The organism is Beijerinckia mobilis (assembly GCF_000745425.1).
GTDB lineage: Bacteria > Pseudomonadota > Alphaproteobacteria > Rhizobiales > Beijerinckiaceae > Beijerinckia > Beijerinckia mobilis.
In genome coordinates this window covers 1-24,602 of sequence record NZ_JQJH01000026.1, presented here as the reverse complement: position 1 = coordinate 24,602, position 24,602 = coordinate 1, and the positions used below count along the sequence as shown (strand labels likewise).

Here is a 24,602-nt window from a genome sequence, read left to right as displayed (position 1 = left end):
CCCATCCTTTCAAAACTTGCTGACAGTCTTTGCGTCGATCGCATCATATTCCGCATGGGTACCGATGAATTTGATGAATGCAATCTGGCGCAAAAAATCGAATGCGACGATCAGGCGATAATTACCGCCGGCAACCTCGAACCGGATACGGTCCTCACTAATGACCTTGGCCTTCCCGAAAGAGGCGATGACCTCCATCGGGCTTTTCCAGGCCGAACGCCGCGCCACCTGCCGCCAATGTGCCAGCGCCATGGCCGTCTCAGGATGCTGCTCCGCATAGGCCGTGAGCGTATTGATGGCGATGATGCGCATGAGGCAACCTAGCATGTTCCATATATGGGAACAAGCGCCATGTTCCATATTCTGGAAATGCCTTTCGTGATCCTCCATGAGGCAATCGCGCCATGGGTTAACCGCATCAACAGGCACCGGGTTAACTGGTCAACACCCTTCGCCAGATGGGATTCAAGCGGCGTAAACCCTAAACCGGGGCTCGCTCGCTACCGTTTTTTCGGGCTGCGGCGGCCGCATGGCATGAAAAATGCGTTGGAAGGACCCGCAGAATGCCTGAAAGTGACCAGCAGCGAGGGCCAGCATAAGTGCCACGGGCCGGTGGCAGGGGCAGGACAGCCGTCGCGTCGCGCGTTCGCCCGGCGGGTTTTTTGTGCCGCGATCCTGGCGGCAGGCTTCGTTGCCTAGCTCTGGCACTCTGGCCCTACGTCGCCCCGCGCTCGATCGGCATGGGATCACTGTGAGGCAAAGTGCGTGGCATGCCGCGCACCTCGATCCGGGCCACCGGCAGGGAACAGCTTGCTCTGCTCCGCCAGCCACTCGATCCACGTTCCTCCGGCCCGCTCACGCCACGCTCCGGCCTTCTCGCTCCCTCATGCCGGCATGGGATCAACCATCTCCCTTCCTGCCGGTTGATCCCATCCGGCCAGCGTTCCAACGCAAGTAAAACCGACCATCCGCAGCGCGGCATCCCCCCTAAAGGGGGGGATGTGCCGCGCAACTGAGGGAATGGCGCGCGGCAAAGTTGCCGCACAGTATGCCGCGCAGTTTTACTTTAGTTTCCAGCTACAAATATTTTATGCTGCAGAACCGATAAAACGTATAGTTGCGCGGCACTATTGCGCGGCATTGCGCGGCATGCTTTAACTTTCTGCGCGGCATACTTTGCCACGCAAATGCCACGTAAATCTATACTATGAGGTCAGGCAACAAAAAAACCGGCACTTGGCCGGCTTTCGTTTCTTTCCCTGCTGATATTCACACTGACGCAAATCGGTTCATGGGCTGGAATACCCGCCAGTCAGTGCCTTTCCTCACATAGATCGTGCCCTGGATATTTCCAGAAATTGTAACAATGCGCTGAACGGCATCGTCGATTTTCTGAAAGAGTGTGATGCAAGCCCTCATGTCGCAACAATTGTCTTCCGACATGGAGAGCGTGCCCGTTTTGGATGTGAAATCATAATGGATTGCGATCACATTGCATCTAAGGCCGGCGTGGTATCGCGACATCAGATTCTCCATATTTTGCCATCCTCTTCGACCAGAATTCTCCGTTCGATCAGTTCCGTCTTGGCTCTGGTCAGATTTTTCCTGTCCGTGGCTGTAATCTGTCCCTTCTCGTTCACCTCGAGAAATCCGCGAGACTTGAGCTTGTCCCTGAGATCTTCAACGGAGACCTTGAGCACAGGCTTCCCGTCGAAGCCTGGTGACGATTCCACGTCGCTGGCAAGCATGTCATAGAGTTTCAACAGATTGCGTTGAAGAATCCCCGGTGCTGTCGTGGTCACGATGTTTGCGGGTTCTCCATTGTCTTCGATTGGCTCGACGATCAGCGAGGTGATTGGATCGCCTTCCTCATTCTCGCCGATCTCGACGCGCCGCATCCTGCTGGAAAAAATTGCTCCCGCTTCATCGTCTTTCATCAGTTCGACTTCCGTGATGACGGTGTTCGTTTCATCCTTTTTCACACTGATCTGAGTTTCGATCGCACCTCCAAGTGAGGAATGCCCACGCGGTCGCGTCTTGTCCCACCCGCAATGATGAACAATGATCACCGCGCAATTGAAGGTCTCGCGAATGACATCCGCTGCCTTGATGTACGCTCCCATGTCTTCGTCAGAGCTTTCAGAACCGGTGATAGACCGGTTCAGCGTGTCGATGACGATGGCTGCAGGTGCCTCGTCGCCCAATGCGGCCTTGATCGAGGCGATGAGCGCCACGTGATCAGGGACGAGGCTCATGTGGCTCGCAATCAGGTAGAAGGGCACGAGCCCGGAATAACCGACAAGGTGCTCCTGCCGAAAGGCGGCGATGCGATTGTTGAAACCAGCTTCACCTTCAAGAGCCATATAGACAACAGTCCCTTGCCGGACCTTGCGGCCGCGATATTCCCAGCCCAGGGCGATATGCATCACGAGATCGAGAACGAGAAAGCTCTTGCCACACTTCGGCTCACCCCACACAATCATCAGCCCGACACGCGGGACAACGCCCTTAATGAGATAGCCGGGCGTCGTTATGGGCTGAATTTCATTGAAAGGGATCAGCTTGAATCGCTGAGGGGATGCCCCGTCTTTCTCGCCAGGCGGCACATACCCATCATCAGCACCGCTGCGGAAGCCTGGATCGTATTCGCTCCAGTCCTTGCGGCGGAAGCCAGGTGGATCAGTTGCCAGCGCATCTTCCGGGTCGAAAGGAGGATCAAGCCGCGCCATGGGCCACCTCCTTCAAAACATCATTGGCATCGCCGCCCGCAATGGGCTCGAGCGCGACACAATCCCGTCCGGCTTCATGCCAACGCCGCCCGCATTGCCGGACGGCATGCGCGCTGGCGGAATCATCCTCTGCCAGAATGGTCAGCGTCTCGATGCCCGGCAGGACAGGAAAGTTGCCGATCGCTCCAGCAGATCCCAAGGCCCAGACCGGCCGCAAACCCATCTGACGCGCGGACAGGCAGGTCTCGACACCTTCACCGATGACAAGGCCGAGCGTTACGTGCTCATCGGCATCGAGCTTGATCGCCGCGCCCGAAGCCCGGCCAAGCATCTTGCGGCCGATCTTGCGGCCTTCCTTGTCGAGGAAGGTCCTATGGATGCCGCAAGGCTCATCCGTCACGCTGTCACGCAACAGCGTCACCATGGCCGGGAAGGAGCGAAGAACGCCATCGTCGCCGCGCGAGAGGCAGGCTGAATGAAAGCGGATCACGGCGCCGGCGATGTCCTCAGGCAGGTCGAGGCAGCGCGAGCGCAGATAGGCCTCGACGAGCGTTCCGCACGGATCGCGCGCTTCCTGCCAGATACGCAAGGCACGCTCGATCTTGCGCTGATCTTCGGGAGAGACCGCAGGCACCGGAGGATCGTATGGATGCAGCACGCCGCCGCGGCGGACAACGAAGGTTCCGGCAGGTCCCTGCCTCGTCACTTCCAGCCTGCGCCGCTCGAGCGGCCGGCGATCAAGGCCGATGCGCGAGCGGATGTGATCCTTGCAGTCCTGCCAGGCGTCTCCGGCGAAGGAACCGGCAATGAAACCGTCCGGCGCCATTGGTAAAAGCTGCACCCACATGCTGCGATCCTTGCGGGAATGACCGGGACCAGGCGCGAGCACGCGGCCGCCAGACACATCACCACCAAGAGCGCGGGCGAGGGATTGGAGCGCCATCATGGACGCACCCCCTGCGCCATCGCGCGGGCGATCAACTGCTCGAAGAGTTTGCGGCGCTGCCATGAGAGGGAAGCGCGATGCGGTGCGACGACGAAGTCACGATGGGAATCCGTAACGCGCTCGCGTTCATAAGGCGTTAGCCAGTCACAGGCGGCCAAGGCCTTGAGCCAGGCGCGCTTATCGTTCAGTCCGAGTTGAGCCCATCGCGGCGGAAGATCGAAGGTACCCTGTGCGCCGGCCGCGGGCGCCGCATGAAACGATTTGGTCTCACTGGCCAGAAGAGATGGCAGATCATTGAAGCCGAGCCCGGCCGCATCGAGGCAGCGACGGATGGCGGCGACAGTCGACAAGACTTCGCCGTCATGACTCGATCCCAGCATGGGAAGGAGTTTCGCGAGCCTGTCCTGAAGGGAGGAGTTCATGCCACGCCTCCATCAGAAATCGACATCATCATCGAAGGGACGCGGATCGCCATAACGCAGTGGCGGCGGCTTCTCAGTCTCTGCCTGTTTGCGTTCGCGCTTAGGCTTCGGCTGCTTCAGGGCCAAGACATGATCCGCGGTCACCGAAAGCGAAACGCGCACCCCATCCCCGTTGTCATAGGCATCGGCCCGCAGGCTTCCTTGGACGGTAAGCGCATCGCCATCCGACAGACGCAGAATTTCCTCCTGTAGGTGATTGCTGAAAGCGAAGACTTTCCACCAGCGGGTGTCCTGGCCATCACGTTCTTTGAGCGTCGCGACGGCAAACACATTGCCGGCCTTCGATGTCTTCCGTTCTGGAGCGCGAAAGAGCGTGCCCTGCACGAGAACGACGGTGCTCATTGCGCACCTCCGGCCTTGCCGGCCTTCGATCCAGCCTTGGTCTGGTCGAGGACGAGGATGTGCCGGACATTGATGGAAAGGCAGGTTTGCGGCCCGTCTCCGGTTTCTCTTGCCTGCATGCTGAAATCGCCCTGCACCGAAAGCGCCTCGCCCTCGGCAATCGCCAGGAGCGCCTCCTGCTGCACGGGAAGGAAGGCGAACAGGCGCCACCATCGAATGTCCGGTTCCTCGCGCTCCCGCAACGTGGCAACGACGAAGGGCCGTCCGGTTCGGGTGTTGCGCCATTCTCCGGCCTTGTTCAGCGTGCCCTCGACAAGAACTTTCGCACTCATGCTTCCCCTCCATCACTTTGGCGGGGCGCGGGCATGCTGCCTTCGACGAGATCGAGCAGCGCACCAAGGGGCCCGGCGGCAATGCCGCGAGCATCATGGGTCAACGCCTTGCGCAGGACCGTGGCGGGGCATCCATACTGGAGCGCCAGCGAGGCTGTGACGGCAAGGTCACGCGCTATGACAGATGCCGCGGCGCCAACTTTCTCGGCATCCAGGAAGACTTCCGCCAAATGGCCATTGTCAAAGCGGCTGATGCTGGCCGTGTAGCGAAGGCTGTCGTGCTGGAAGTCGATGATTTCCGAAGTGCGACGGGAAGGAAGAGGGGCGCGGCTCATTGCGCACCTCCATTCTCAGCCTTCATCGCGTCGAGGAAGAAAACGAAGGACTCGCCATCACTCATCCCCTTCGTTTGTTCGTCCATGGCGGCCTTGGCGGCAGCCACATAGGCCCAAACCATCGGCGATGTCGTGATATCGGCGTCGATTGCCTGGGCCGCTTCGATCTCACCAGCCTCGCGCAGGCGGCTGATCTCGATCGCATCCATCAGGCCCCGTGCAAGGCTGTGGCTGATGCATCGCTCGGCCTTGCCATCGATCCGCACAATCATGGCGTCATCGCCAGCCTCACCCTCATCAGTCATCATTTTCATGACGCGGCGGTGATTGCGGGACAGGTTCATCGCCTTGGCGAGATCGGACTCAACAACCCACGGAAAGCGCGGGCCTTCGCCTGGTGCCCGGACGAACCGGAGCGGTTTGCCGAGCATCATACCAATGTGGAGAACGTCAGCCACGCGCGCCTCCCCAGGCGAGAGAGGCGATAATCGCCGCGCGCTCCGGCTCCAGGCCGAAACGATCGCGGAGAAATTTGGCTTGAATTTCTGTGAGGGCGGGCATAGTTTCCCGAGTGTTGATCGCCGCCACGCAATCACATTTCCCGAGCCCCGCCGTTTTGCCCCCGGCGGGGTTCTTTCGTTTGGAGGTCATGACGGTTACGCGACCTCCGAAAATTCGCCATTTCGGACTGCGGCTGCGAATTTCAGGAGTTCATCTTCAGGCACAAGCCTGCGCCCGTGCAGCTTCACCGTTCCAATGCTGCCTGCATTGACGAACTCATAAAATTTGGTTTTTCTGACGCCCAGGCGATTGCATGCCTGTTCAATGCTGTTGAAAATCGGTTGCCGCGTGACATCGGCCGGAGCACTGGCATTCATTTCGTTATCCTCGCTCGTTCGTGTTCGGATGAGCAGAGGATGGGCGATTGTGATTTAGGTGTCTGTGGGATTTTAGAGTTTTTTTGATTTCTGCTGTTTCGATTTAACAAAACTATTCATCATCAATGACTTATCATTCCCTATAAATCGTAAGGCGCTCGCCTCGCTTCCGAGTGAAATCCCAATTCCGTAAAGCCGAGCAACTTCATTCAAAAAAGCGTCGAAAGATCCCGGCTTGAATAATCCTCCATTCCTGTTTTGTCGGTAAGCACGCCTTCCAGTGATGTATTCGTAAACATCACGTGATACTCGGCAAAACTCTCTTATGTCAGGATCGGCTTTTCTTCCAGCCAGGATTCTCGTGTTTTTTGCAATTATGTATTCTCGTGCTTCCTTGATGAACGGCAAGGCTACATGAGGCATTGGAATGCATATTTGCTGAATCAATTCGCCTTTAAGAAATACTTGTCCATAATAAGCGTTGCCATGATCAAGTTGATCTAATACCCATCCTTTTTGAGGAATTTTTGGTGCAAAGCTATAGATTGTATCTTCAGTCTCTCTAGAGCAGAGCCTCCAAGCATCGTTATATCTTTCCAGTATCTTGCTGCCATTCAACATTCGCAAATAAGCTTGAGCATCTTCGCATCTATGCTTGTCAACAGAAAGCGCCGCCTTTTCAAGACGGATTATCTCTTTAACACAACCATCCCTTCTAATACGCAGCAATTCGTCATCAGTAACCTTACAAACAGAGTTTGCGATTCTCATTTTTGCGTTGGCGCAATCAAACTGCATACTCACCGCAAAATGCTCTATATCTTCATGTGGATGGTTGTGTTCATTGTATTTGAGCAGAATTTCTTTGAGTTCGGAATAATGCGGAATGAAACGTTTGGCCATAAATATGCACTTCCCACGCATTCATGAGTGCGCGCCTACGCTCCAGCGCATCGCTTCGCCTGTAAGCCTGTTCCGCCTTGTCGCCGATGACATGAGCAAGTGCCGCTTCGGCAAGCTCTCGAGGAAATTCCGTTTCGTTGCCGGCCCAGTCGCGAAACGATGACCGGAAACCATGAACGGTCACATCCTCGACCTTCATTCGGCGCAGAACCATTTCCATCGCCATATTTGAAAGGGGCTTGTCCTGCTTCTGGCCGGGAAAGACGAATTCACCATTCCGCAATGGCTCAAGGCTCTTCATGATCGCGATGGCCTGACGGCACAGCGGCACGCGGTGCTCCCGCCCCGCCTTCATTCGTTCGGCCGGCACGGTCCAGACCTGTTCTTCGAAATCGATCTCATCCCACCGTGCCCCAAGCACCTCGCCTGATCGGGCCGCCGTCAGGATAGTGAATTCCAGTGCCCGCGCGGCCACGGCTTCGAGGGTCTGCAAGCGCTTCAGAAAAGCCGGAATATCCGCGTAGGGCATCGCGGCATGGTGACCACGGGCGAGTTTCTTTCGCTTGGGAAGGAGCTTGTCGAGATGGCCTTTCCAACGCGCCGGGTTGGCTTCATTGCGCGGCCGGTGTCCTTTCGCCTGGGCTGCATCGAGAACAGCCTCGATCCGTCCGCGCAGGCGCGAAGCCGTTTCGTTCTTGTCGAGCCAAATCGGTTGCAGGACCTCGACGATAGAATTTGTGTCGACATCCTCGACCGGCAGGTTCCAAAGGCTCCCGGCGTAGGTTTCCAGTGTCGAGCGCCATTGCGAGGCATGTTTCTGGTTGCGGGATTCCTCTCCCTTCTTTTTAAGGACGCCTTCCGCGATCTCCCCGAAGGTCGGCCTTTCGTCCTTTACCGTTCGGGCAAGGACCCTGGATTCGAGGGGATCAATGCCTTCCGCCAGCAGGCGCCGCGCCTGGTCGGCCCGTTCTCGCGCGCGCGAAAGGGAAACCGACAAGGCACTGCCAAGGCCCATTTCCCTTTGCCGGCCATTGCGAGACCACATGAAGGACCATTTCTTTGCGCCGCCTTTCGACACGACCAAATAGAGGTTCCCGCCATCGGCATGGCGCCCCGGCGCTGTCAAAGCCGCAATCTTGCGGACGGTCAGTTGATGGATTTGCCGCGCCAAGAAAAGTGCTCCGCCATACTTTTTGACCCTTGCTTTAGCCCTAGCCTATGACGCGGACAGGATAGAACAAGAGCGAACGAAAACGGAACACAAGTTTTAGAAGATTGAGGAATATCAACAGGGAATTTGAACGTTTGCGAATTCATGCGGAAAAGAGTTCGTCTGCCTCCGTCTCCGCCAGCTACCTATTTCTAAGCATTCGCTTCCATCCGTTTCTACAAAAGAAAACAAAGTCTTAACGCTAAATTTCATTTGTTAGCGTTTGGCAAAATTTGCCTCAAGCAGCGTTCCGGACTAGGATAAGACTAGGACGGAAAGCGGGGCAATGGCGAAGCTCCATAGACTCACGGCATGGTTTTGTTCGACCGTCTCCAAGCCTGGCCGGCATGCCGATGGCGGGAACCTCTATTTGCGCGTCGAAGCTTCCGGTTCGGCGCGTTGGGTCTTCCTATGGATGCGCGATGGACGCCAGCGCGAAGCGGGGCTTGGATCACGGGACATTGTTTCTCTTGCCGAGGCGCGCGAGCTCGCAGCCAGCATGCGGCAATCCCTGACCAAAGGTATTGATCCCCTCGAAGCCCGTGCGGCCGAGCGGCGCGCCAATGCCACAAGAATCACCTTCGGACAATTCTGCGAGACCTTCCTCGCCACCAGGGAAAGCGGCTGGAAGAACGAGAAGCATCGCGCGCAATGGCGCATGACGCTCGAAACCTATGCGGCTTCCTTACGCTCAACTCCTTTGGGTGAGATTTCGACGCAGGATGTTCTCAGGGTCCTGGAACCGATTTGGACCACCAAAGCCGAGACCGCGAGCCGCTTGCGCGGACGGATCGAAGCGGTTCTCGATGCCGCGCGCGTGGCCGGCCATATCGACGATCGCGCGCCCAACCCTGCCCGCTGGTCCGGCCATCTCGAAATGCTGCTACCGCGCGCCGGCAAGCTCTCGCGCGGCCATCATGCCGCCATGCCTTATAAGGACGTACCGGCCTTCCTGAAAGGTCTGCAAGAGGCCGAAGGCGTGGCCGCGCGCGCCTTGGAATTCACGATCCTCACGGCGGCTCGAAGCGGCGAATCCCTTGGCGCGCAATGGAGTGAGATCGATTTCGACGCGGGCACCTGGACGGTGCCAGTCGAGCGCATGAAAGCCAGCCGGCCGCACCGCGTGCCGCTTTCGCGCCAGGCGCAAGCGATCGTCCAAGAACTCGCCAAGATGCGCGCCGGCGATTTCGTCTTTCCCGGCCAGAAGCTCAAGAAGCCGCTCTCGAACATGGCGATGGAAATGGTCCTGCGGCGGCTCAAGGTCGAGAACGTGACGGTCCATGGTTTTCGATCCGCCTTTCGCGATTGGGCCGGCGAAGAGACACATTTTCCGCGCGAGATCGCGGAAGCCGCTCTTGCTCATGTCATCGGCGACAAGGCGGAACAGGCCTATCGGCGCGGCGATGCGCTGCAAAAGCGGCGCGTGCTCATGCAGGCCTGGGCAGATTTTTGCGAAAAATAGAAAGCGTTGAAATGGTGAAGCAGGAATTTTCGTATGTGGATTTCATAATTCACACGCATTCTGAAGAACAGTTGGAGCGCATCATTAAAACACGATGCGCCAATCACCGAGGTGATGAGGTATTTCTTCATGCATTGAAAAAAATTGATCAGCTGCAGATTGAAGGAAAATACAAAGAATATCTAGAGTTACTTAATATTGCATTTAAAGAAGAAGATGAATTTCTTGCACGTAAAGTAGATGAAACAAACAAAATCATAAATGAGCATTATATGTATGAAATTAGCAATTTCAATAATGGTCTTAGAAGTAAAGATGAAGAACAGCGAAAGAGATTTGAGGAAGTTTATGACAAAGAGAATTTTGCAACGCGGCCACATACAGATGTTCTTCATATATTACGGATTGCCGAGAGAGTAAAAATATCAAAGAAAAAAGGCCCTAAAATCGGGTTACAAAAATCAAAGAAAGATGACTATATCAAGTCATTTATCTTGATGAAGAGATTGTGTGCTGAAGGTAAAACGCCGCGTGCCGCCGCTATGGAAATTACAGGAAATGAAAACAAGGCATCCTACCTTTCCAAAAAGTTCCAGGACAAAATGAAACTTCGAGAGGATTGGGAATAATTTTCATCTGAAATTATTCCCAATGACATAACAAAACTGGTGCGCATATGCTGTTTGCATCGCTGGAAAACACCCCACGAAAGCAGACGGATTATCATGAATACAAAGAACACAGAAACGAGCGATGATTACTTGCGGCCGCTCGTTCATTCCCTCGAAACTGTCGGCGCCCTATTGGGTCTTGGCCGCAGCGCCGTTCGGGCCCATATTGATGCTGGCCGCTTGCGCGCATCGAAGCTCGGCAAACTGACCGTTGTCAGAGACGAAGAGCTTCGGCGGTTCGTTGATGCCTTGCCCGATTACGCTGATGAGCGGATCAAGAACCGCCCTCGCACACGGCGCGGCCAAGGTCTGAAGGATCGGCAAGAAAGAGCTCTCTCCAATTTCGGAAGACTATAAGCAGCCTCACGGTAGCTTTGTTTTCGCATACAAAGGAGAGTTGTCTTGCCGCCTGAAAAAAGAAAATCCGACTCCGCGTTGCAGCGCAGAGACCGGACCAAAACAAAATCTGATATTTCTGAAATTGTGTTAGCGGGCATCGGCCAGAAGGTCAAGCTTCGTGTTCATGCGAAGGTCTCGCGCAAGCCCAGGCTCATCACGCTTCCAAACGGAGAAGCTTCAGCAATCGTTTATGCACGTTCCTCTTCTAACGATCGCGCTTATCTGTGGGCATTTCTCATCCATTCCTATCAATTGCAAAACATTATCCTTGAGCTCGCAATTGATGAGATTGCCGAGGTGACAGGCGTTCTCGTCGTCGGTGACGGCATACATAATACGCTGAATGTTGAAACGCTTGAGCGCGTGGCGTTGGACACGCCACTTGTGTCACTGCCGGCCTGGCATGTGCTTCGATGACCGAGCCTGGCGACATGGCGCAGGAGGTCCAGGACACGCGCGATGATTCACCAGGCGCGGCGTGTGGTCATCCAGGCGTAAAACGGATCATGGAGGCCGTCCGCAATGCCGAAGTCCTGGCCACTCCATCGCAGGCAAGGCCCCATGACGCGGGTGGAACGCCGCCGGATGAACCGCCACGCGAACCACCTGGCGGCAAGGATGGCAACGATTCACCTGGCGACGAAAACCTCAACCTTGAGCTCGCATTCCGGCCGCTGACCGATCTCGGCAATGCCGAGCGTTTCACCGCGCGTTTCAGGAACCGTCTGATTTACTGCCGGGCCTTCGGCTGGGCGGCGTGGGATGGCAGGCGCTGGGCGAGGAGCCGCAGCGAAGAGGCCGTCAAGCGCGCCGAACATGAAACAGCGCGGGCGATCCAAGACGAGGCCAGAGCCCTGCGTGAATCCGGCCGGGATTTCGAAATCACCGATGCGCGGGGCAGGAGCATTCTCTATTCGGAAAAGCTTGCCGCCTGGGGCCGTGTTTCGGAAGGTGCCAATCATCTCGGTGCGATCTCGAAACGTGCCTGCGCGAATCTGGCGATTGGCGTCGAAGAACTCGATGCCGACAAGATGGTTTTCAATGTCACGAACGGGACCTTGATCATCCGGAAAACGGATGACGGCTCGCCCTATATCACGTTGAAGCCGCATGATCCGGCCGATTTGATTACCAAGATTTCACCCGTCGCATACGATCCCGATGCGATCTGCCCGCGCTTCAACCAATTCATGGACGAAGTGCACCCGCCTGGCGAAGACGGAAGCGGGCGCGCGATGCAACATTTCCTCGATCAATGGGCCGGATATAGCCTCACGGGCGACACGCGCGAACAGAAATTCACTTTCCATTTCGGCAAAGGCAGAAATGGAAAAGGTGTGTGGTCTGGAACACTCATGCACATCGCCGGCGATTATGCCGACGCGATTCCGATCGAAAGTTTCCTCGATAGCGGCAAGGCCCGCGCGGGAGGCCAGGCAACGCCTGATCTTGCCGATCTGCCGGGCGTGCGCACGCTCATGACCAGTGAGCCAAAGAAAGCCGCCAAAATGGACGAAGCTTTCATCAAACTGTTCACCGGCGGCGATCGGATCAAGGCCCGCCATCTCAATCGCGATTTCTTCGGCTTCGTTCCGAGCGCGAAATTGACCATGCAGGGCAATTACCGGCCTTCGATCGGCGACACGGACGAAGGCTTGTGGAATCGGCTTTTGCTCGTGCCCTGGGGCCAATATTTCCCGCCGGAGAGGCAGGACCCGCTGCTTGCGGAAAAGCTTCGCGCCGAAGCTTCGGGCATTCTCAATCGGCTGCTCGATGGCCTGTGTTCCTGGCTCGACGATGGCCTTGCAATCCCCGCCTCTATTCGCCAGGCGACGGCGGATTATCGCGACGATTCCGATCCGCTTGGCCGCTTCCTCGCGTCCTGCACGCGGCAGGAGCTTGGTGCGCGCGTCCAATCCTCGCAAATGCACGAAGTCTTCGTAGCCTGGGCACGCGCCAATGGCGAGAAGCCGTGGAGCATGAAAGGCTTCGGTGCGGCCATGAAAGACAAGGGCATCGCGCAAATCAAAAGTGTCAACAATTACTGGCTCGATATCGCGCTCACAAAAACCGTTGGCGATTTCGTGGATCACGCCAGCCAACCTGCCACGATGGAGGAAAGCCCATGATCACGCGCAGGACCATCGCCGCAGCCCGATGCGGGCGGGACGGATGTTCGGCCCATCTTTCCTCCCAATACGAGAGGATCACGAGAGCATCACGGGAGCACTATCTTATTGAAATCACTGACAACGAGAGGATCGGGAGCATTTTTCGCGAACCCCATCCCCCATATGTGCGTGTGCGCGTATATGCGCGCGCATATGTGTATATAGGTAATTTATATTCCCGTTCCTCCCGTAACTCTAAAAAATAACAATAAACCAATAACTTATAAAAACATTAATCCGCCCGTGATGCTCTCGTGATCCACCCGCGCTTTGGCGATCCTCCCACGATTTTGCGTTTTCCGAAACATTGGACGAAAAATGGAACAGAACGCGCCCTGGTTTGTCGCCTATGTCAAACCGCAGAACGAACTCAAGGTCGTGGAACGGCTTGAGCGGCGAGGCTATGAAACCTTTCTCCCCATGAGCGCGCGCTGGGCGCGGCGCGGGCATAAACGCGTGGAGATCGAGCGGCCGCTTTTCCCGCGCTATTTGTTTGTGCGCTTTGGCCCTGGCGGGAATTTCCTTGAGATCGGCGAGACCGTTGGCGTCGTTTCCATCCTGAATAATTTCGGGAAGCCCGGAACCGTTCGAAACACCTTCATTGCCAATCTTCGCGCGGCGATGATTGCGGGCCAGTTCACCGAAAAGCCTGCGCATACCTTGCAGCCGGGCGAGGCCGTCAAGTTTATGCGCGGACCGTTCGAAGGCCTGATGGCACGCATTCAAGGCTTGCATGGTACCGAGCGCGCCGAAGTCCTGTTGGAAATTCTCAAGCGCGAAATCCGCGTGTCCTGCGCGGCCGATGACCTTGCCGCGATTGCATGAGGCCGGCAGGGGGTAGGGGGTTTCTTTTCGAAAACAATCAAGCTTCCCTGACCGGCCTTCCCCCCACGCGGAGATTTTTTTCAAGCTGGAAATCAATGAATTAATCAAGTTTTTCAAGATGAAATCAAACAATCAAAACGAATGTGTGGACTGTATGGCGGACGATGAACGTCTTGCCGATCTGTTGAACCGTCAGGCGCCGGCTGATCGACCGCTTGTCGAATGCCTGATCAAGGCCGCGCGACCTCGCAAGCCCTGGCAGATACGCAAGGAACGGCTCGACGCACGCGACGACGCCATTATCGCCCTCGCCGGCCGTCACTATGCTGATCAAAGCGTCAATGCCGCCGCGAAGCTGATCGCCAACGATCTTACTCGCTTCGCTAGCGTCAAAATCGACGCTGTCGCGCCGCTCGACCTCGATATCATACGGGAAAATCTTCTCCATGTGTGCGCTCTATGCGTCGGAGAGATTCCAGGGGCAGGACAAATCCGGCGCATTCTTTCAGGCACACGCACGCCGCAAGGTTGATCATAAAAACGTGCGGAAATGATCAACCGTATGCGTCATGATCATCGCATGAGCACGAAATCCCTTCTCCCCATACACAGTCCCAAGGACCTGCCCGCGACGATTTCGTTTGCCGAAATCACCACTCTTCGCGAGGCCATTGCCAAGGCCCGCGCCGACAAGGCGCAGGCTGAAACCGCGCTGGCGGAACTGCCCGCCGCACTCAATGTCGCCAAAATCATCGACGACACCGACGTCCTGCTCGAAAAGATCGAGGCCAAGCGCCAGGCCTATGCCGCGACGATCGAACAGGCCGAGACACGCTTGCCGGCGCTGGAAAACCGGCTGTTCGCGCTCGAGGATGCGCGGCGCAATCAGCTCCTCGACAAGCATCGACAGAAGCTTTGGAGCGTCGTCGAAAAGATCGTTGCCCAGCTCGAAACGGTGATGACGCTCAATGAGGAAGCGGGAGCCCTGCGCCAGGCGGCGGCGCTGGAATTGGGCGCGGCCGTTTCCGCCTTGCCGCTTGTCCATTTCAGTCGGATCGATCGCGAGGGCATCGATCACTTCCGAAATTTTTGTGAACGCGAATTGTTCGGATCGCGCCCCAAGCCGAAAGACCCCAATCTCGTTGTCGTCTTCTTCGAAAGAGACAATGCGCCCTATTGTGCCGGTGACAAACACAGCCTGCCCAAGGATTTCGCCCGCAAGCTTGTCGAGGCCGGCGTCGCGCGGCTCATCGATCCGAACGATTTGCCGCCGGAAACCGGGCCGCGTTTCGAGCCCGCGCCGGAGCCTGACGCAGACGGCCGCATTCTCGTCGGCTTCCTCAAGAACTGGCGGCGCGGCCTGCGCGGCGCTGATTTCTACATCGGCGACAAGGCGGCTTTCCCGGCTGACAAAGCCATAGAACTCGTTCGCGACGGCATCGCACGCTTCGAGGCTGGCGCGGCGTGAGCAAGCTCTTTTCCGACCAGGTGAAGACCATTGTGGCGGATGCCGAGAAACGGCAGATCACCGCCATGATCACGACGCCGAAGCCCGATCGCGCCGGCGATATCGTCATGCCGCTCGGCTGCGATGCCGGCGGCTTCCTGCGCAGCGGAACGGTTCTGTTCAACCATGATCAGGCGCAACCCGTCGCGCGCTGCACGGGCCTCGATATCAAGGCCGATGGCATCCGCGCAACAGCGACCTTCCCGCCGGCCGGCACGTCGCAAATCTCCGACGAAGTGTTCACGCTCATCAAGGCCGGAACCTTGAATGCGACCTCGATCGGCTTCCGGCCGATCGAGGCAACGCCGATCAAGAGTGGCGGCACCATCACCGGCATGCGCTTCGACACATGGGAATTGTTGGAATGGAGCGTCGTCGCTGTCACCTGCAATCCGCAAGCCCTGATCGAGCAGCGAAGCGTCTATCGCAAACACGCGGCCGCCATGCGCGTCCCTGATTCTCTTCCATCCGGCGCGGTTTCCTCCCTCGCCGCGCCACAAGAGGGAGCCGTCAAACGGACGGATAAAGCGGCTCCCTCATCCCAATTCAAGGAAAGAACTATGTATGCGTTCCCACGTGATCCCGCCTATGACGATCCGGCCACCCTGTTCGGCGGGCTCATCCGCTTGTCGATGCGCTGCGGCAAGTCCACCAATCCGGACACCAAGATGCGAACGGCCGAAGAGATTTATGGCGGCCAAAATCATCCCGTCGTCATGGCCTATGCCAAGGCGCTCACGAAGGATGCGATTACCGAGCATGGTGGCCTCTTCGTCATCCCCAATGATTTCGCATCCATGCTGATTCCGGCGCTCCTGCCGAATGTCGTCATGCGCCAGGCCGGCGCGACGGCGCTGCCGATGCCGCACGGCAATCTCACGGTGCCGGCGATCGCCTCCAGCGCCGGCGTCTCGTGGATCGGCACCGGGCCGTCGATGGCGACGATTCCCGTAGGTGAGCCCGGTTTCGGGGCCGTCGAGGCCATCTCACACAAACTCGTCTGCCTCATCCCCTTGAGCACGTCCCTGCTCGATTATGCCATGCCAAATTTCGACAAGCTGCTTGCCGATCATCTGGCCGCCGCGATCGGCGCGGCGGAGGATGCCGCCTTCATCCGATCGGACGGCACGCTGAACATGCCGATCGGCCTGCGCCAATTCTGTGTTGCGCAAGGCAATGTCGTGCCCTCGACGGCTTCCTATACAGCCGCCACGATCCTGGCCGAGCTCGTCGGTGCGGCGAAGCTCGTCCTGGCGAAGAACGTCCCCATGCGCAAGCCCGCGTGGATTTTCCATCCCTCGACGGTGCTGTTCCTGCGCCAGCTCCAAAACACTGCCGGCATTTTCCCCTTCGCGCAGGAAATGGCCGCGGGCACGCTTCTCGGCTGGCCGTTCTACGCCACCACGGCCATTCCGCTTACGCTGACCGTGGGTTCGAACTCTGATTGTTCAGAAGCCTATCTCGTTGATGCGGCCGAAGCCCTGATCTTCGATGGTCCGGCTTTCGAGCTCACGCTTGCCGGCGGCGGAAGCTGGACCGATTCCGGCGGGCTCAATCACGGCTTCCAGACCGATACCTCACTTCTGCGCTGTGTCTGCGGCCGCGATTTCAACCTCATGCATGCCGAAGCCGCCGCCATGATCAGCGGCTTTCGCTGGCATCTCTGACAGCGAGGCAGGATCATGGCCGCATCGTCTCCCCTTGTTTTGAAATTCTCGACCGATGTCGCCGGCGCGCAGAAGGGCCTCGCGCAACTCTCCGCTTCCGTCGCTTCGAATATGAAATCGATTTCGAGCGCGGCTTCGCTCGCCTCGAAAACCATGAGCGCCGTCATGGCGGAAGGTACGCAAAAGGCGCTTGCCGAGGCGCGCAAGACTGGCGATTGGGGCAAGGTCGGCATTGCAATGTCCCAAAGCTTCCGGCGCGGCCTTGGGGATTCCATCGCGGCGGCGGCGGGCGAGGTCAACAAGCTCGATGCCGCCATGCGCGGCCTCAATGCCGCCTCGAAATATGGGCCGGAGGCCGCCAAGCTCGCCTTCGCCGCGCATAATCCCGTCCTGACGCTCGGCCTCCAGCTCCTGCAACCTTATGCGCGCGGCATCATGGCGGCATCGCTGGCGGTCGGCGGTCTCGCCGCCGCCTGGGAACTCTCTACCCTGGCCGAGAAAGCCGCCCGCGAAAGCCTTGACGAATATGTGAGCATTGCGACGAACGCCAAAAATGCAGGCGTCGGCACGACGTTTTTCCAGACCTGGGCCTTGCAAGCGCGCGACCTGAAATTTGAAACCGCCGATCTCACCGCCATGCTCGACAAGGCGCGGGAAGCGGCGACACGGCATATCGGCGAGAAGGGCGAAGCCTCATCGAGCGTGGGCCTCGATCGCCTGCAACAAAACGTCAAGGCAGGCAATCTCACTCGCGCCGATCTCGCCGGTTACAATGCGGCGGATACACAACAGGCGCGTATCACGGCGGTTCTCGATCTCATCCAGAAGCTCGAGGCCAGCGGCCGCCGCCTTGCGGCTTTCGATCTCGCGAACACATTCTTCGGCGACAAATTCGAGGCGCAATTGCGCAATGGCGTCGATATGGTCGGCAAGATGCGCGCGGCAATGGACGGCGCCCAATCCGCCGGCGGCATGCGCGTCATTTCCGAGGAAGAAATCGCCAATGCACAGCGCATGCGCGCCGAACTCGACACGATACACGATCAGCTTTCGGATATGACCTCCTCGCTGCTCAAGGAAATCAGCCTCGATCAGCAAAGCATTCTCGAAGGCACGATCCAATGGGAAGCGAAACTCGTCACGATCGTGACGCATCTGCGCGATGCGGCGGCCTGGATCAAGGGCATCGGCAAGGATATGGCCGATTGGTCCGGCTGGACGGATGTCGTCCAGGTGTTCGACAGGCTCGGCCTGGCCGACAAGGAAATGCCGGATTTCGTCAAACAGGGCCAGGCCGAGGCACGGGCGGATGCGGCCAAGCAGGCACCAGCGCAAAGCACGATCAGCCTGCCCGATATCACTGTGCACGGTGACAAATCGAAATCCCTGCCGGACCTGCACCCGAAAGAGAAAAAATCCGCATCCGAAGCCGATCAGGTCAAGACCTATCTCGACCAATTGAGCAAGCAGGCGGCGGCCGAGCAAGCCGAAGCCCGCATGCTCGGCATGAGCAACCAGGCGCGCGAGGAGGCCGTCAATCTCGCCAAGGCGCAGGAAGATGCCCGTGCTCTCGCGGCAACGATGAGCCAGACCTTCGAAAGCGCGATCGAAGGCATGATCGTTTCCGGCAACCGCTTGAGCGATGTCCTGCACAACCTGGCCTCATCGCTCGAATCCATGGCGCTCAAAGCCATCCTGACTGGCGAGGAGCCGCTCGCGTCCTCGAAACTGTTTCAGCCCTCTGCCGCCATGAGCGCGCAAGGCGTGTCGGCGCTCCCTGGCGGCCTCATAGGCGCGCTTATGGGCACAATGGGCGATTTGGGGATGAACGCGGCAGGCGGCAAGTCAGGCGGCGGCTCTGGCCCGCTTGGCGGTTTGTTCTCCGGCTTTTTCGCCAACGGCGGCACCATCCCTTCCGGCCATTTCGGCATTGCCGGCGAGGCCGGGCCGGAGCTCATCCAGGGGCCGGCCAGTATCGTGCCCTCAAGGCAGATCGAGGCGGCCCTTGGCGCGGGGTCGAGCGGCCGGAATGTCTCGATCACGCACGCGCCCGTCCTGAACGTCACGCCAGCCAATGGCGTGACGCCGCAAGAACTCGCCAAGGTCATGGAACAGAACAACCGGAATTTTGCGCGCGCCATTCCGTCCATTCTTTCCAATCATCAAAAGAGGTTCAGCTGATGCAGGAGGAAACGAAACCGAAATTGACGATCGAGGAACGCCTGTCCATCCTCAAAGGCCAGGCCGTGGGCCTGATGCAGGTCCTGCACGTCCTGATGGCCGTCGCCCTCGATGGCAAGAGCGAAGAAGACCGCGCCGCCGTCGATGCCACGATGCGCGATCTTGCCGGCAGGATCGCCGCCTTGCCGAAGCAGGGAGCCAATCCGCTCGCCTGCAAGGCTGGTGCGGAAGTGATGCTGGATTTTACGACGAAGACGATACGCGAAAGGCTGTTTGTCGTGGAAGGCGGGAGCACAACATAGATAATTTATAACAACGATTTCGATAGCAATTTTTTTGACAAAATGTAAGTGATAATCGTATTATATTATACGTATTAACGAGTATTATTTGTAAATGTTAGAGTACGGTGAAGAGGAAATTAAAATTCTGGGCGGAACTGAATATCGCTTTAAGGGTAGTCTACATCGAAAAGACGGACCAGCGAGAACATTTGATAATGGTGTCATGGAATGGTGGCTTAATGGGAAACCATTCGACAATTTTGAGAATTGGATTCACGAAGCAGAACTAACTGAAGAAGAAATCATCTACTTGAAATTAAAATACGCTACATAGAGGATTGCTCTATTTTGTGTTGATTGCTCACAAAACTTTTTGATGAACGTCATTCCGCCGATCCGTTGGTGTGAGCAGCCCACTTCATTTCACATAGCGCGCCGCAAGCCATGCTCCTCCGACCAAGAGAACCGGCAGGCCGATCATGAAATACCATTGCAGGAGCGTCATTCTTTCTACCTCTCGACGGCATCCAAGCCGATCAATTCCCCTGGCCGCCAAATCCATGGGTGCCGAGCCAGTAGATGACGACGCCAGCCAGACCGATCAGCAGCGGGGCGATGAAGAGAATATAGGTTTCGACCAAGATCATGGGCTTATTCCGCAGGCCCATGATTTTGCCGTTCCCTATCGTGGCGCGTCAGCCAATAGGCCCAGCCGCCGATTGCGAGACCGACAAGGGGCATGATGATATAGGCATAGATTTCAAAGGCGGTCATGGCTTGAGACCTTCGGGCGCTTATAATCCGTATAAAGCCCTCGCCAAAGGCTACTCCGCCGGTCCGTGGGTGCGCGGATAATCATGATCGAAGCGGCGCGAACTGAACCAGGCGATGGCATAGGCGAAAGCGCCGAAAAGAACAGCGGCCAGGGGAACGGCCCATTCGATGGTTTTCATCTCTATTCCTCCAGCCGCAAAAATCCAAAGGTCGCATGTGCCATCACATGTAGGAACAATGCGACCGGAATCCACCACCAATGAACCTTATCAAGGTTTTCGACACCTGGCACAACAAAGGCCGCGCCGAGAACGCCAATAGCAAGAGCATTGAGGGCAGCAGCCGCAAGCTTGACTCGCTCATTGCTGCGCTTGGCCGCAAGAATGCGCGGTGTGCTCATTGCGCGCCCTTTAACGGACGATGATCAATAAAGAATTCCACCACTTGCAGCATAACTGCAAGGGCAGCGAGCCATGACGCATAAGTGCTCCATGTGCCTTGTTCAGCCAGCGGCTTCAATAGATCGTCGAAATTTGTCCTATCGAGCGTCAACGACATAGTTGCCGGGGAAGTAATCATCGCACTTTTCAAGCTGCAAAAAGCCGATCCAACGGTAGCAATAAGCGTAAATGTCTTGAGCTTTGTTGTTAAAGAAATCACTTCACGCCCTTCTTGAGCCGCACGCCTGGCCCCTCGCCTGGCCCCTCGCCGTTCTCTTCCACGAAAATCACGCCAGCCGATTCGAGGGCTTTAACAAGAGCCTCGATCGTTCGAGCCTGCGCGGCCAAAGGTCCCGGCTGGCCTTCCAGGCGCTTGATAGACGGAAGCGAGACAGTCGACGCGACAGCCAAATCCTTTTGCTCCCACCGCAACAAAGCCCGCGCTGCTCGAATTTGTTCGCTCGAAATCATGACGCGCTGTTTGATACCTCAGGTATTGACAATGCCGGAGGCATTATTTAATTCCTGAGGTATCGATAACACGAGACCCGAGACTATTCAATGTCGAAACAGACCATTCCGGCAAACGCTACCGCTTTGCCTTCGCTCGACTGGCTCACCGATCTGCATGCCTTGCTGGCATCCCCGCCGGCGGAAATCGACCATTTCGGCCTCTGGGAATTCCAGGGGAACGATGATCAGGCCGATTTTGAATATGGCTTCGGCAACGCGAAAGAGGCCGAAGCCTATGGCCGGAAGACCAACCAGACCTATCGCCGCCTCGAGCCCGTAACCGCCATCCTGATGTCGCGGCGCTATCACTGGTTCTTCATCGGCCAGCGCCATTGAACGGGAAGGAGGACGCGCGATGACCGCCAGAGACCTGCAAAACAACCTCCTCGATCTTCTCATGACCGAACACATGCGCGTGGAAGAAACCATGGTGCGCGTCGATAATGAGGGATTCGAGCTTCATGGAAACAGTGCCGAGATTCGTCACGAAAAAGAGGTGATAGCCGAAGCCGTATCCCTGTTTCACGAACAGGAAACCTGCATCCGCAAATATGCGACCTATCTGCCCGCGCAAACACCGATCGGTGCACTTTACCAACTGAACCTGATTTATGAGCGTGTCGAAGCCCTGGTCTGCAAAATCCCTTCGGGACGGCCCGGCATCAGAGTCGATGCCGAAGAGGAGGATGAAATTCGGCGTCTTCTCGATAGTGCCATCGCCTTTTTCGAGGGAATGGCAGGCCTCGACGGCAAGACGCTCTTTCACGGCAATGGCTATTTCGAGGATAGGCGGGCAAACAAACGCGCCCTGATGGAACTTGAGAAAACCGCCAAATGGAAATCAGGCAAAAGGGCAGCCGCATGAGCCTCGCCGCGATCGTCAAGGCCATGGTGGAACAGGGTTGCACGGCGGAGCAGATCGCCGCTGCCGTGCTGGCCGATGAGCAAGCCAAGGAAGCCCGCCGTGCGAAGCTGCGCGAGGGCAATGCCGAGCGCCAGCGCCGCAAAAGGGAAAAGGACCGTCACGCCTGTCACGCCGTGACAGAGCGTGACCCCCTTTTGTTGATTTTTGTTGAGAACTGACCCGGGATTTTCATCGAGAAGTGACCCGGATTGAAACTATCCTGTGCTTGCGTTTGGCTGGTCAAGTCATGTTTTCTGCTTCTTTGATTTTTCCTGAGTTACGCTTGCTTTGAACCGGAAGCTGTCGTTACCGGTTTCCAAAATATGGCAGTGATGAGTGAGCCGATCGAGCAAGGCAGTCGTCATCTTGGCATCGCCGAACACACCAGCCCACTCGCTGAAGCTCAGGTTCGTGGTGATGATGATACTCGTGTGCTCGTAGAGCTTGCTGAGCAGATGGAACAAAAGCGCACCGCCTGACGGACTGAACGGCAGATATCCCAATTCGTCGAGGATAATCAGATCGAGCCGCAAAAGCCGCTCGGCGAGTTGACCGGCCTTGTTCAAGGCCTTTTCCTGCTCGAGAGCGTTGACCAGATCGACTGTGGCGAAGAACCTGACCTTTTTACGATGATGTTCGACGGCCTGGACGCCAAGGGCCGTGGCGATGTGCGACTTGCCTGTGCCGGGGCCGCCGATCAAGACGACATTGTCGGCATCATCGATAAATGCACCACGATGAAGCTGACGGACCATGGCTTCATTGACCTCGCTGGCAGCAAAATCGAACCCGGACAAATCCTTGTAAGCCGGGAACCGGGCTGCCTTGATCTGATAGGCAATGGAGCGAACCTCTCGTTCGCTGACCTCAGCTTTGAGCAACTGGGAGAGGGTAGGCACAGCCGTTTCGAAGGCAGGTGCACCTTGTTCGTTGAGATCGCTGACGGCCTGGGCCATGCCGTACATCTTGAGGCCGCGCAGCATCACAACGACGGCGGCACTGGCTGGATCATGGCGCATGACGTCTCTCCTTGCCGCGCAGAGCATCATAGCGTTCGACATTGGCCTTGGGCTCGATGCGTAAAATCAGCTTTTGGGGAGCATCAATGCTGGCGGATCTCTCCATCTTGCCGTCGACGAGCCGGTGCAAAAGATTGAGGATATGGGTCTTGGTAGGAACGCCTGCCTCCAGCGCCAATTCGACTGCGCAGAGCACGGCCAGCTCATCGTGTTGCAGGACCAGCGCCAGGATCTCAACCATCTCCCGGTCGCCGCCGTCCCGCTTGAGGAGGTGGCTCTGAAGTTGCCGGAATGCATCGGGCATCTCCGTGAAGGGCGCGCCATTGCGTAAGGCGCCAGGCTTGCGTTGGATGACCGTCAGATAGTGCCGCCAGTCATAGACGGTTCGTCCCGGTAGATTATGGGACCGTTCGATGATCCGCGCATGTTCGCAAAGGATCTGCCCCTCGGCAGCGATAACGATCCGCTCCGGATAGATCCGCAGGCTGACTGGCCGGTTGGCAAAGGATGCCGGCACGCTATAGCGATTGCGCTCGAAGTGGACGAGACACGTCGGTGACACGCGCTTGGTCTGCTCGACAAAGCCATCGAAGGGGCGCCCCAGTGCCATCAGGCTAGCGATTTCCCCGGCATGTACATCGGCGATCGTCCCTGGCAGCATACCATGCTGGATCTGGCCCCAGCGCTCGATGCACTGTTCCTCAAGCCAGACGTTCAGGGCGGCAAGATCAGGGAAGCTGGGGACCGGCTGCCAGAGCTGGCGCCTTGTGTCCTGAACATTCTTCTCGACTTGTCCCTTTTCCCATCCCGAGGCTGGATTGCAGAACTCGGGATCAAACAGATAATGGCTGGCCATCGCTGCAAAGCGGGCATTGACCTGCCGGGCCTTGCCTAAACCGATCCTATCGACCGCAGTTCGCATATTGTCGAAGATTCCGCGTTTGGGCACGCCACCCAAGACACGGAACGCCTGGGCCAGCGCATCGAACAGCATCTCATGGGTCTGAAGCGGATAAGCGCGCACGATGAACGCGCGGCTGTGTGAAAGCTTGGTATGCGCCACCTGCAACTTCGTACGCTCGCCGGCGAGCAAGGCCCAATCCTCACTCCAATCGAACTGGAAGGCTTCTCCTGGCGAAAAGACCAAAGGCACGAACGTGCCGCGGCCTGTGGTCTGCTCATCGCGCTGACGGTCCGCCTTCCACTGCCTTACAAAGGCAGCCACGCGGCCGTAAGAACCGGGATAACCCAATGAGATCAGATCGGCGTGCAACTGTTTGGCAGTTCGCTTTTGTTTACGCGACTTGCCAGCTTCGATCCTCAGCCAGCCTGACAACTTCTCGGTAAAAGGATCCAGTTTGCTCGGCCGATCAGGAACCTTGAACTTCGGTTCCACCGTATCCGCACGTAGATATTTGCGGATCGTGTTGCGCGACAAGCCTGTGCGGCGCTCTATCTCTCGGATCGGCATTCCCTCTCGGAAATGCCAGCGCCGGATGACGCTCAATAACGCCATGTCGATCACTCCGTTGCCCCCGCTGAAAACAGCAAGGGTGAGGTCAAAACATGGGTCAAATCTCGGTGGAAATTTTCGGCTTCCCTGGGTCAGTTCTCAGTGGAATTCAACA

35 protein-coding genes are annotated in these 24,602 nt (G+C 57.3%); 17 read left to right on the top strand and 18 right to left on the bottom strand.

The window, feature by feature from the left end; all coding sequences use genetic code 11:
* Positions 1–9: 9 nt before the first annotated feature.
* Positions 10–312 carry a type II toxin-antitoxin system HigB family toxin gene (locus tag DL88_RS16170; RefSeq protein WP_034998496.1) on the bottom strand — a complete coding sequence of 101 codons (303 nt, stop codon included), beginning with the start codon at positions 310–312 and terminating at the stop codon, positions 10–12.
* A gap of 39 nt (positions 313–351) precedes the next feature.
* Between DL88_RS16170 and DL88_RS16165 the strand changes: the two genes are divergently transcribed.
* Together DL88_RS16165 and DL88_RS16160 are read left to right on the top strand one after the other, a co-directional pair.
* Entirely contained in the window at positions 352–699 is a 348-nt protein-coding gene (locus DL88_RS16165) for a hypothetical protein (RefSeq protein ID WP_034998494.1), read from the top strand.
* Positions 700–770: 71 nt separating this feature from the next.
* Positions 771–1,016, top strand: coding sequence for a hypothetical protein (locus DL88_RS16160; RefSeq protein WP_034998492.1), 246 nt, complete (start codon positions 771–773; stop codon positions 1,014–1,016).
* Positions 1,017–1,523: 507 nt separating this feature from the next.
* On the opposite strand, the gene DL88_RS16150 is transcribed toward DL88_RS16160, so the two are convergent.
* The 10 genes from DL88_RS16150 to DL88_RS16105 all read right to left on the bottom strand — a co-directional run bounded on the left by DL88_RS16150 (position 1,524) and on the right by DL88_RS16105 (position 8,118).
* Positions 1,524–2,729: an AAA family ATPase gene (locus DL88_RS16150; RefSeq protein WP_051956081.1), complete on the bottom strand. Its 1,206-nt coding sequence runs from the start codon at positions 2,727–2,729 to the stop codon at positions 1,524–1,526.
* Entirely contained in the window at positions 2,716–3,675 is a 960-nt protein-coding gene (locus tag DL88_RS16145) for a DUF7146 domain-containing protein (protein WP_169741595.1), read from the bottom strand. The genes DL88_RS16150 and DL88_RS16145 overlap by 14 nt, the downstream gene beginning before the upstream one ends.
* Entirely contained in the window at positions 3,672–4,097 is a 426-nt protein-coding gene (locus tag DL88_RS20450; RefSeq protein ID WP_034998481.1) for a hypothetical protein, read from the bottom strand. Before DL88_RS20450 ends, DL88_RS16145 begins: the two co-directional genes overlap by 4 nt.
* A gap of 12 nt (positions 4,098–4,109) precedes the next feature.
* Entirely contained in the window at positions 4,110–4,499 is a 390-nt protein-coding gene (locus DL88_RS16135) for a single-stranded DNA-binding protein (protein WP_034998479.1), read from the bottom strand.
* Positions 4,496–4,831 (bottom strand): hypothetical protein, encoded by a 336-nt coding sequence (locus DL88_RS16130; RefSeq protein WP_051956079.1) that lies wholly within the window; start codon positions 4,829–4,831, stop codon positions 4,496–4,498. The genes DL88_RS16135 and DL88_RS16130 overlap by 4 nt, the downstream gene beginning before the upstream one ends.
* Entirely contained in the window at positions 4,828–5,166 is a 339-nt protein-coding gene (locus DL88_RS16125) for a hypothetical protein (protein ID WP_051956078.1), read from the bottom strand. The genes DL88_RS16130 and DL88_RS16125 overlap by 4 nt, the downstream gene beginning before the upstream one ends.
* Positions 5,163–5,624, bottom strand: a complete 462-nt coding sequence (locus DL88_RS16120; RefSeq protein ID WP_156971159.1) for a hypothetical protein — start codon at positions 5,622–5,624, stop codon at positions 5,163–5,165. Before DL88_RS16120 ends, DL88_RS16125 begins: the two co-directional genes overlap by 4 nt.
* 198 nt (positions 5,625–5,822) lie before the next feature.
* Entirely contained in the window at positions 5,823–6,044 is a 222-nt protein-coding gene (locus DL88_RS16115; RefSeq protein ID WP_034998475.1) for a helix-turn-helix domain-containing protein, read from the bottom strand.
* 72 nt (positions 6,045–6,116) lie between these two features.
* Positions 6,117–6,947, bottom strand: a complete 831-nt coding sequence (locus DL88_RS16110; protein ID WP_156971158.1) for a hypothetical protein — start codon at positions 6,945–6,947, stop codon at positions 6,117–6,119.
* Positions 6,886–8,118 (bottom strand): tyrosine-type recombinase/integrase, encoded by a 1,233-nt coding sequence (locus tag DL88_RS16105; protein WP_084705238.1) that lies wholly within the window; start codon positions 8,116–8,118, stop codon positions 6,886–6,888. The genes DL88_RS16110 and DL88_RS16105 overlap by 62 nt, the downstream gene beginning before the upstream one ends.
* Positions 8,119–8,443: 325 nt before the next feature.
* Between DL88_RS16105 and DL88_RS16100 the strand changes: the two genes are divergently transcribed.
* The 12 genes from DL88_RS16100 (at position 8,444) to DL88_RS16045 (ending at position 19,658) form a co-directional block, all read left to right on the top strand.
* Positions 8,444–9,619, top strand: coding sequence for a tyrosine-type recombinase/integrase (locus DL88_RS16100; protein ID WP_034998471.1), 1,176 nt, complete (start codon positions 8,444–8,446; stop codon positions 9,617–9,619).
* Between the two features lie 11 nt (positions 9,620–9,630).
* Positions 9,631–10,248: a hypothetical protein gene (locus tag DL88_RS16095; RefSeq protein ID WP_034998469.1), complete on the top strand. Its 618-nt coding sequence runs from the start codon at positions 9,631–9,633 to the stop codon at positions 10,246–10,248.
* Positions 10,249–10,344: 96 nt separating this feature from the next.
* Positions 10,345–10,647 (top strand): helix-turn-helix domain-containing protein, encoded by a 303-nt coding sequence (locus DL88_RS16090; protein WP_034998467.1) that lies wholly within the window; start codon positions 10,345–10,347, stop codon positions 10,645–10,647.
* A 45-nt stretch (positions 10,648–10,692) separates the two neighbouring features.
* A complete protein-coding gene (locus tag DL88_RS16085) occupies positions 10,693–11,106 on the top strand; it encodes a hypothetical protein (RefSeq protein WP_034998465.1) in 414 nt (137 codons plus the stop codon).
* Entirely contained in the window at positions 11,103–12,818 is a 1,716-nt protein-coding gene (locus tag DL88_RS16080; protein ID WP_051956077.1) for a DNA primase family protein, read from the top strand. The genes DL88_RS16085 and DL88_RS16080 overlap by 4 nt, the downstream gene beginning before the upstream one ends.
* Before the next feature lie 360 nt (positions 12,819–13,178).
* Complete coding sequence (gene nusG / locus DL88_RS21115; protein ID WP_034998463.1) at positions 13,179–13,685, top strand: transcription termination/antitermination protein NusG; 507 nt, start codon at positions 13,179–13,181, stop codon at positions 13,683–13,685.
* Positions 13,686–13,839: 154 nt separating this feature from the next.
* Positions 13,840–14,217 carry a hypothetical protein gene (locus DL88_RS16070; RefSeq protein WP_034998460.1) on the top strand — a complete coding sequence of 126 codons (378 nt, stop codon included), beginning with the start codon at positions 13,840–13,842 and terminating at the stop codon, positions 14,215–14,217.
* Between the two features lie 48 nt (positions 14,218–14,265).
* Positions 14,266–15,153, top strand: a complete 888-nt coding sequence (locus DL88_RS16065; protein ID WP_156971157.1) for a hypothetical protein — start codon at positions 14,266–14,268, stop codon at positions 15,151–15,153.
* A complete protein-coding gene (locus tag DL88_RS16060; protein WP_034998456.1) occupies positions 15,150–16,859 on the top strand; it encodes a phage major capsid protein in 1,710 nt (569 codons plus the stop codon). The genes DL88_RS16065 and DL88_RS16060 overlap by 4 nt, the downstream gene beginning before the upstream one ends.
* Positions 16,860–16,874: 15 nt before the next feature.
* Entirely contained in the window at positions 16,875–19,040 is a 2,166-nt protein-coding gene (locus DL88_RS16055) for a hypothetical protein (RefSeq protein ID WP_034998454.1), read from the top strand.
* Entirely contained in the window at positions 19,040–19,342 is a 303-nt protein-coding gene (locus DL88_RS16050) for a hypothetical protein (protein WP_034998452.1), read from the top strand. Before DL88_RS16055 ends, DL88_RS16050 begins: the two co-directional genes overlap by 1 nt.
* 94 nt (positions 19,343–19,436) lie before the next feature.
* Positions 19,437–19,658 (top strand): hypothetical protein, encoded by a 222-nt coding sequence (locus tag DL88_RS16045; protein WP_034998451.1) that lies wholly within the window; start codon positions 19,437–19,439, stop codon positions 19,656–19,658.
* 317 nt (positions 19,659–19,975) lie between these two features.
* Here the strand turns inward: DL88_RS16045 and DL88_RS20985 are convergent, their stop codons facing one another.
* The 5 genes from DL88_RS20985 to DL88_RS16030 are packed head-to-tail and all read right to left on the bottom strand — an operon-like array spanning position 19,976 to position 20,949.
* On the bottom strand, positions 19,976–20,098 hold the full coding sequence (locus DL88_RS20985) for a hypothetical protein (protein ID WP_280949213.1): 123 nt from the start codon (positions 20,096–20,098) through the stop codon (positions 19,976–19,978).
* A gap of 50 nt (positions 20,099–20,148) precedes the next feature.
* Entirely contained in the window at positions 20,149–20,277 is a 129-nt protein-coding gene (locus tag DL88_RS20980) for a hypothetical protein (protein ID WP_280949212.1), read from the bottom strand.
* 2 nt (positions 20,278–20,279) lie between these two features.
* Positions 20,280–20,498, bottom strand: coding sequence for a hypothetical protein (locus DL88_RS16040; RefSeq protein WP_051956076.1), 219 nt, complete (start codon positions 20,496–20,498; stop codon positions 20,280–20,282).
* Entirely contained in the window at positions 20,495–20,758 is a 264-nt protein-coding gene (locus tag DL88_RS16035; RefSeq protein WP_156971156.1) for a hypothetical protein, read from the bottom strand. Before DL88_RS16035 ends, DL88_RS16040 begins: the two co-directional genes overlap by 4 nt.
* Positions 20,755–20,949 (bottom strand): transcriptional regulator, encoded by a 195-nt coding sequence (locus tag DL88_RS16030; RefSeq protein WP_305953028.1) that lies wholly within the window; start codon positions 20,947–20,949, stop codon positions 20,755–20,757. The genes DL88_RS16035 and DL88_RS16030 overlap by 4 nt, the downstream gene beginning before the upstream one ends.
* A gap of 150 nt (positions 20,950–21,099) precedes the next feature.
* On the opposite strand from DL88_RS16030, the gene DL88_RS16025 reads away from it, so the two are divergent.
* Genes DL88_RS16025 through DL88_RS16015 form a run of 3 tightly spaced genes read left to right on the top strand, consistent with a single transcriptional unit; the run spans position 21,100 to position 22,134 of the window.
* Positions 21,100–21,387: a hypothetical protein gene (locus DL88_RS16025; protein ID WP_034998448.1), complete on the top strand. Its 288-nt coding sequence runs from the start codon at positions 21,100–21,102 to the stop codon at positions 21,385–21,387.
* Positions 21,388–21,406: 19 nt separating this feature from the next.
* On the top strand, positions 21,407–21,916 hold the full coding sequence (locus DL88_RS16020) for a hypothetical protein (RefSeq protein WP_034998446.1): 510 nt from the start codon (positions 21,407–21,409) through the stop codon (positions 21,914–21,916).
* Positions 21,913–22,134 carry a hypothetical protein gene (locus tag DL88_RS16015; protein WP_034998443.1) on the top strand — a complete coding sequence of 74 codons (222 nt, stop codon included), beginning with the start codon at positions 21,913–21,915 and terminating at the stop codon, positions 22,132–22,134. Before DL88_RS16020 ends, DL88_RS16015 begins: the two co-directional genes overlap by 4 nt.
* A 66-nt stretch (positions 22,135–22,200) precedes the next feature.
* Here DL88_RS16015 and istB read toward each other — a convergent pair whose 3' ends face one another.
* The gene (istB, locus tag DL88_RS16010; RefSeq protein ID WP_034997875.1) at positions 22,201–22,974 is read right to left on the bottom strand and encodes an IS21-like element helper ATPase IstB; all 774 of its coding nucleotides are present in this window, start codon (positions 22,972–22,974) and stop codon (positions 22,201–22,203) included.
* A complete protein-coding gene (gene istA / locus DL88_RS16005; RefSeq protein ID WP_034997871.1) occupies positions 22,964–24,490 on the bottom strand; it encodes an IS21 family transposase in 1,527 nt (508 codons plus the stop codon). Before istA ends, istB begins: the two co-directional genes overlap by 11 nt.
* Positions 24,491–24,602: the final 112 nt, after the last annotated feature.

Excerpts from the sequence above, each read along its gene's own strand:
- DL88_RS16170 (WP_034998496.1), bottom strand. The coding sequence starts at position 312 with ATGCGCATCATCGCCATCAATACGCTCACGGCCTATGCGGAGCAGCAT.
- DL88_RS16165 (WP_034998494.1), top strand. The coding sequence starts at position 352 with ATGTTCCATATTCTGGAAATGCCTTTCGTGATCCTCCATGAGGCAATC.
- DL88_RS16160 (WP_034998492.1), top strand. The coding sequence starts at position 771 with ATGCCGCGCACCTCGATCCGGGCCACCGGCAGGGAACAGCTTGCTCTG.
- DL88_RS16150 (WP_051956081.1), bottom strand. The coding sequence starts at position 2,729 with ATGGCGCGGCTTGATCCTCCTTTCGACCCGGAAGATGCGCTGGCAACT.
- DL88_RS16145 (WP_169741595.1), bottom strand. The coding sequence starts at position 3,675 with ATGATGGCGCTCCAATCCCTCGCCCGCGCTCTTGGTGGTGATGTGTCT.
- DL88_RS20450 (WP_034998481.1), bottom strand. The coding sequence starts at position 4,097 with ATGAACTCCTCCCTTCAGGACAGGCTCGCGAAACTCCTTCCCATGCTG.
- DL88_RS16135 (WP_034998479.1), bottom strand. The coding sequence starts at position 4,499 with ATGAGCACCGTCGTTCTCGTGCAGGGCACGCTCTTTCGCGCTCCAGAA.
- DL88_RS16130 (WP_051956079.1), bottom strand. The coding sequence starts at position 4,831 with ATGAGTGCGAAAGTTCTTGTCGAGGGCACGCTGAACAAGGCCGGAGAA.
- DL88_RS16125 (WP_051956078.1), bottom strand. The coding sequence starts at position 5,166 with ATGAGCCGCGCCCCTCTTCCTTCCCGTCGCACTTCGGAAATCATCGAC.
- DL88_RS16115 (WP_034998475.1), bottom strand. The coding sequence starts at position 6,044 with ATGAATGCCAGTGCTCCGGCCGATGTCACGCGGCAACCGATTTTCAAC.
- DL88_RS16110 (WP_156971158.1), bottom strand. The coding sequence starts at position 6,947 with ATGGCCAAACGTTTCATTCCGCATTATTCCGAACTCAAAGAAATTCTG.
- DL88_RS16100 (WP_034998471.1), top strand. The coding sequence starts at position 8,444 with ATGGCGAAGCTCCATAGACTCACGGCATGGTTTTGTTCGACCGTCTCC.
- DL88_RS16095 (WP_034998469.1), top strand. The coding sequence starts at position 9,631 with ATGGTGAAGCAGGAATTTTCGTATGTGGATTTCATAATTCACACGCAT.
- DL88_RS16090 (WP_034998467.1), top strand. The coding sequence starts at position 10,345 with ATGAATACAAAGAACACAGAAACGAGCGATGATTACTTGCGGCCGCTC.
- DL88_RS16080 (WP_051956077.1), top strand. The coding sequence starts at position 11,103 with ATGACCGAGCCTGGCGACATGGCGCAGGAGGTCCAGGACACGCGCGAT.
- nusG (WP_034998463.1), top strand. The coding sequence starts at position 13,179 with ATGGAACAGAACGCGCCCTGGTTTGTCGCCTATGTCAAACCGCAGAAC.
- DL88_RS16070 (WP_034998460.1), top strand. The coding sequence starts at position 13,840 with ATGGCGGACGATGAACGTCTTGCCGATCTGTTGAACCGTCAGGCGCCG.
- DL88_RS16065 (WP_156971157.1), top strand. The coding sequence starts at position 14,266 with ATGAGCACGAAATCCCTTCTCCCCATACACAGTCCCAAGGACCTGCCC.
- DL88_RS16055 (WP_034998454.1), top strand. The coding sequence starts at position 16,875 with ATGGCCGCATCGTCTCCCCTTGTTTTGAAATTCTCGACCGATGTCGCC.
- DL88_RS16050 (WP_034998452.1), top strand. The coding sequence starts at position 19,040 with ATGCAGGAGGAAACGAAACCGAAATTGACGATCGAGGAACGCCTGTCC.
- DL88_RS16045 (WP_034998451.1), top strand. The coding sequence starts at position 19,437 with ATGTTAGAGTACGGTGAAGAGGAAATTAAAATTCTGGGCGGAACTGAA.
- DL88_RS20985 (WP_280949213.1), bottom strand. The coding sequence starts at position 20,098 with ATGACCGCCTTTGAAATCTATGCCTATATCATCATGCCCCTTGTCGGT.
- DL88_RS20980 (WP_280949212.1), bottom strand. The coding sequence starts at position 20,277 with ATGAAAACCATCGAATGGGCCGTTCCCCTGGCCGCTGTTCTTTTCGGC.
- DL88_RS16040 (WP_051956076.1), bottom strand. The coding sequence starts at position 20,498 with ATGAGCACACCGCGCATTCTTGCGGCCAAGCGCAGCAATGAGCGAGTC.
- DL88_RS16025 (WP_034998448.1), top strand. The coding sequence starts at position 21,100 with ATGTCGAAACAGACCATTCCGGCAAACGCTACCGCTTTGCCTTCGCTC.
- DL88_RS16020 (WP_034998446.1), top strand. The coding sequence starts at position 21,407 with ATGACCGCCAGAGACCTGCAAAACAACCTCCTCGATCTTCTCATGACC.
- DL88_RS16015 (WP_034998443.1), top strand. The coding sequence starts at position 21,913 with ATGAGCCTCGCCGCGATCGTCAAGGCCATGGTGGAACAGGGTTGCACG.
- istB (WP_034997875.1), bottom strand. The coding sequence starts at position 22,974 with ATGCGCCATGATCCAGCCAGTGCCGCCGTCGTTGTGATGCTGCGCGGC.
- istA (WP_034997871.1), bottom strand. The coding sequence starts at position 24,490 with ATGGCGTTATTGAGCGTCATCCGGCGCTGGCATTTCCGAGAGGGAATG.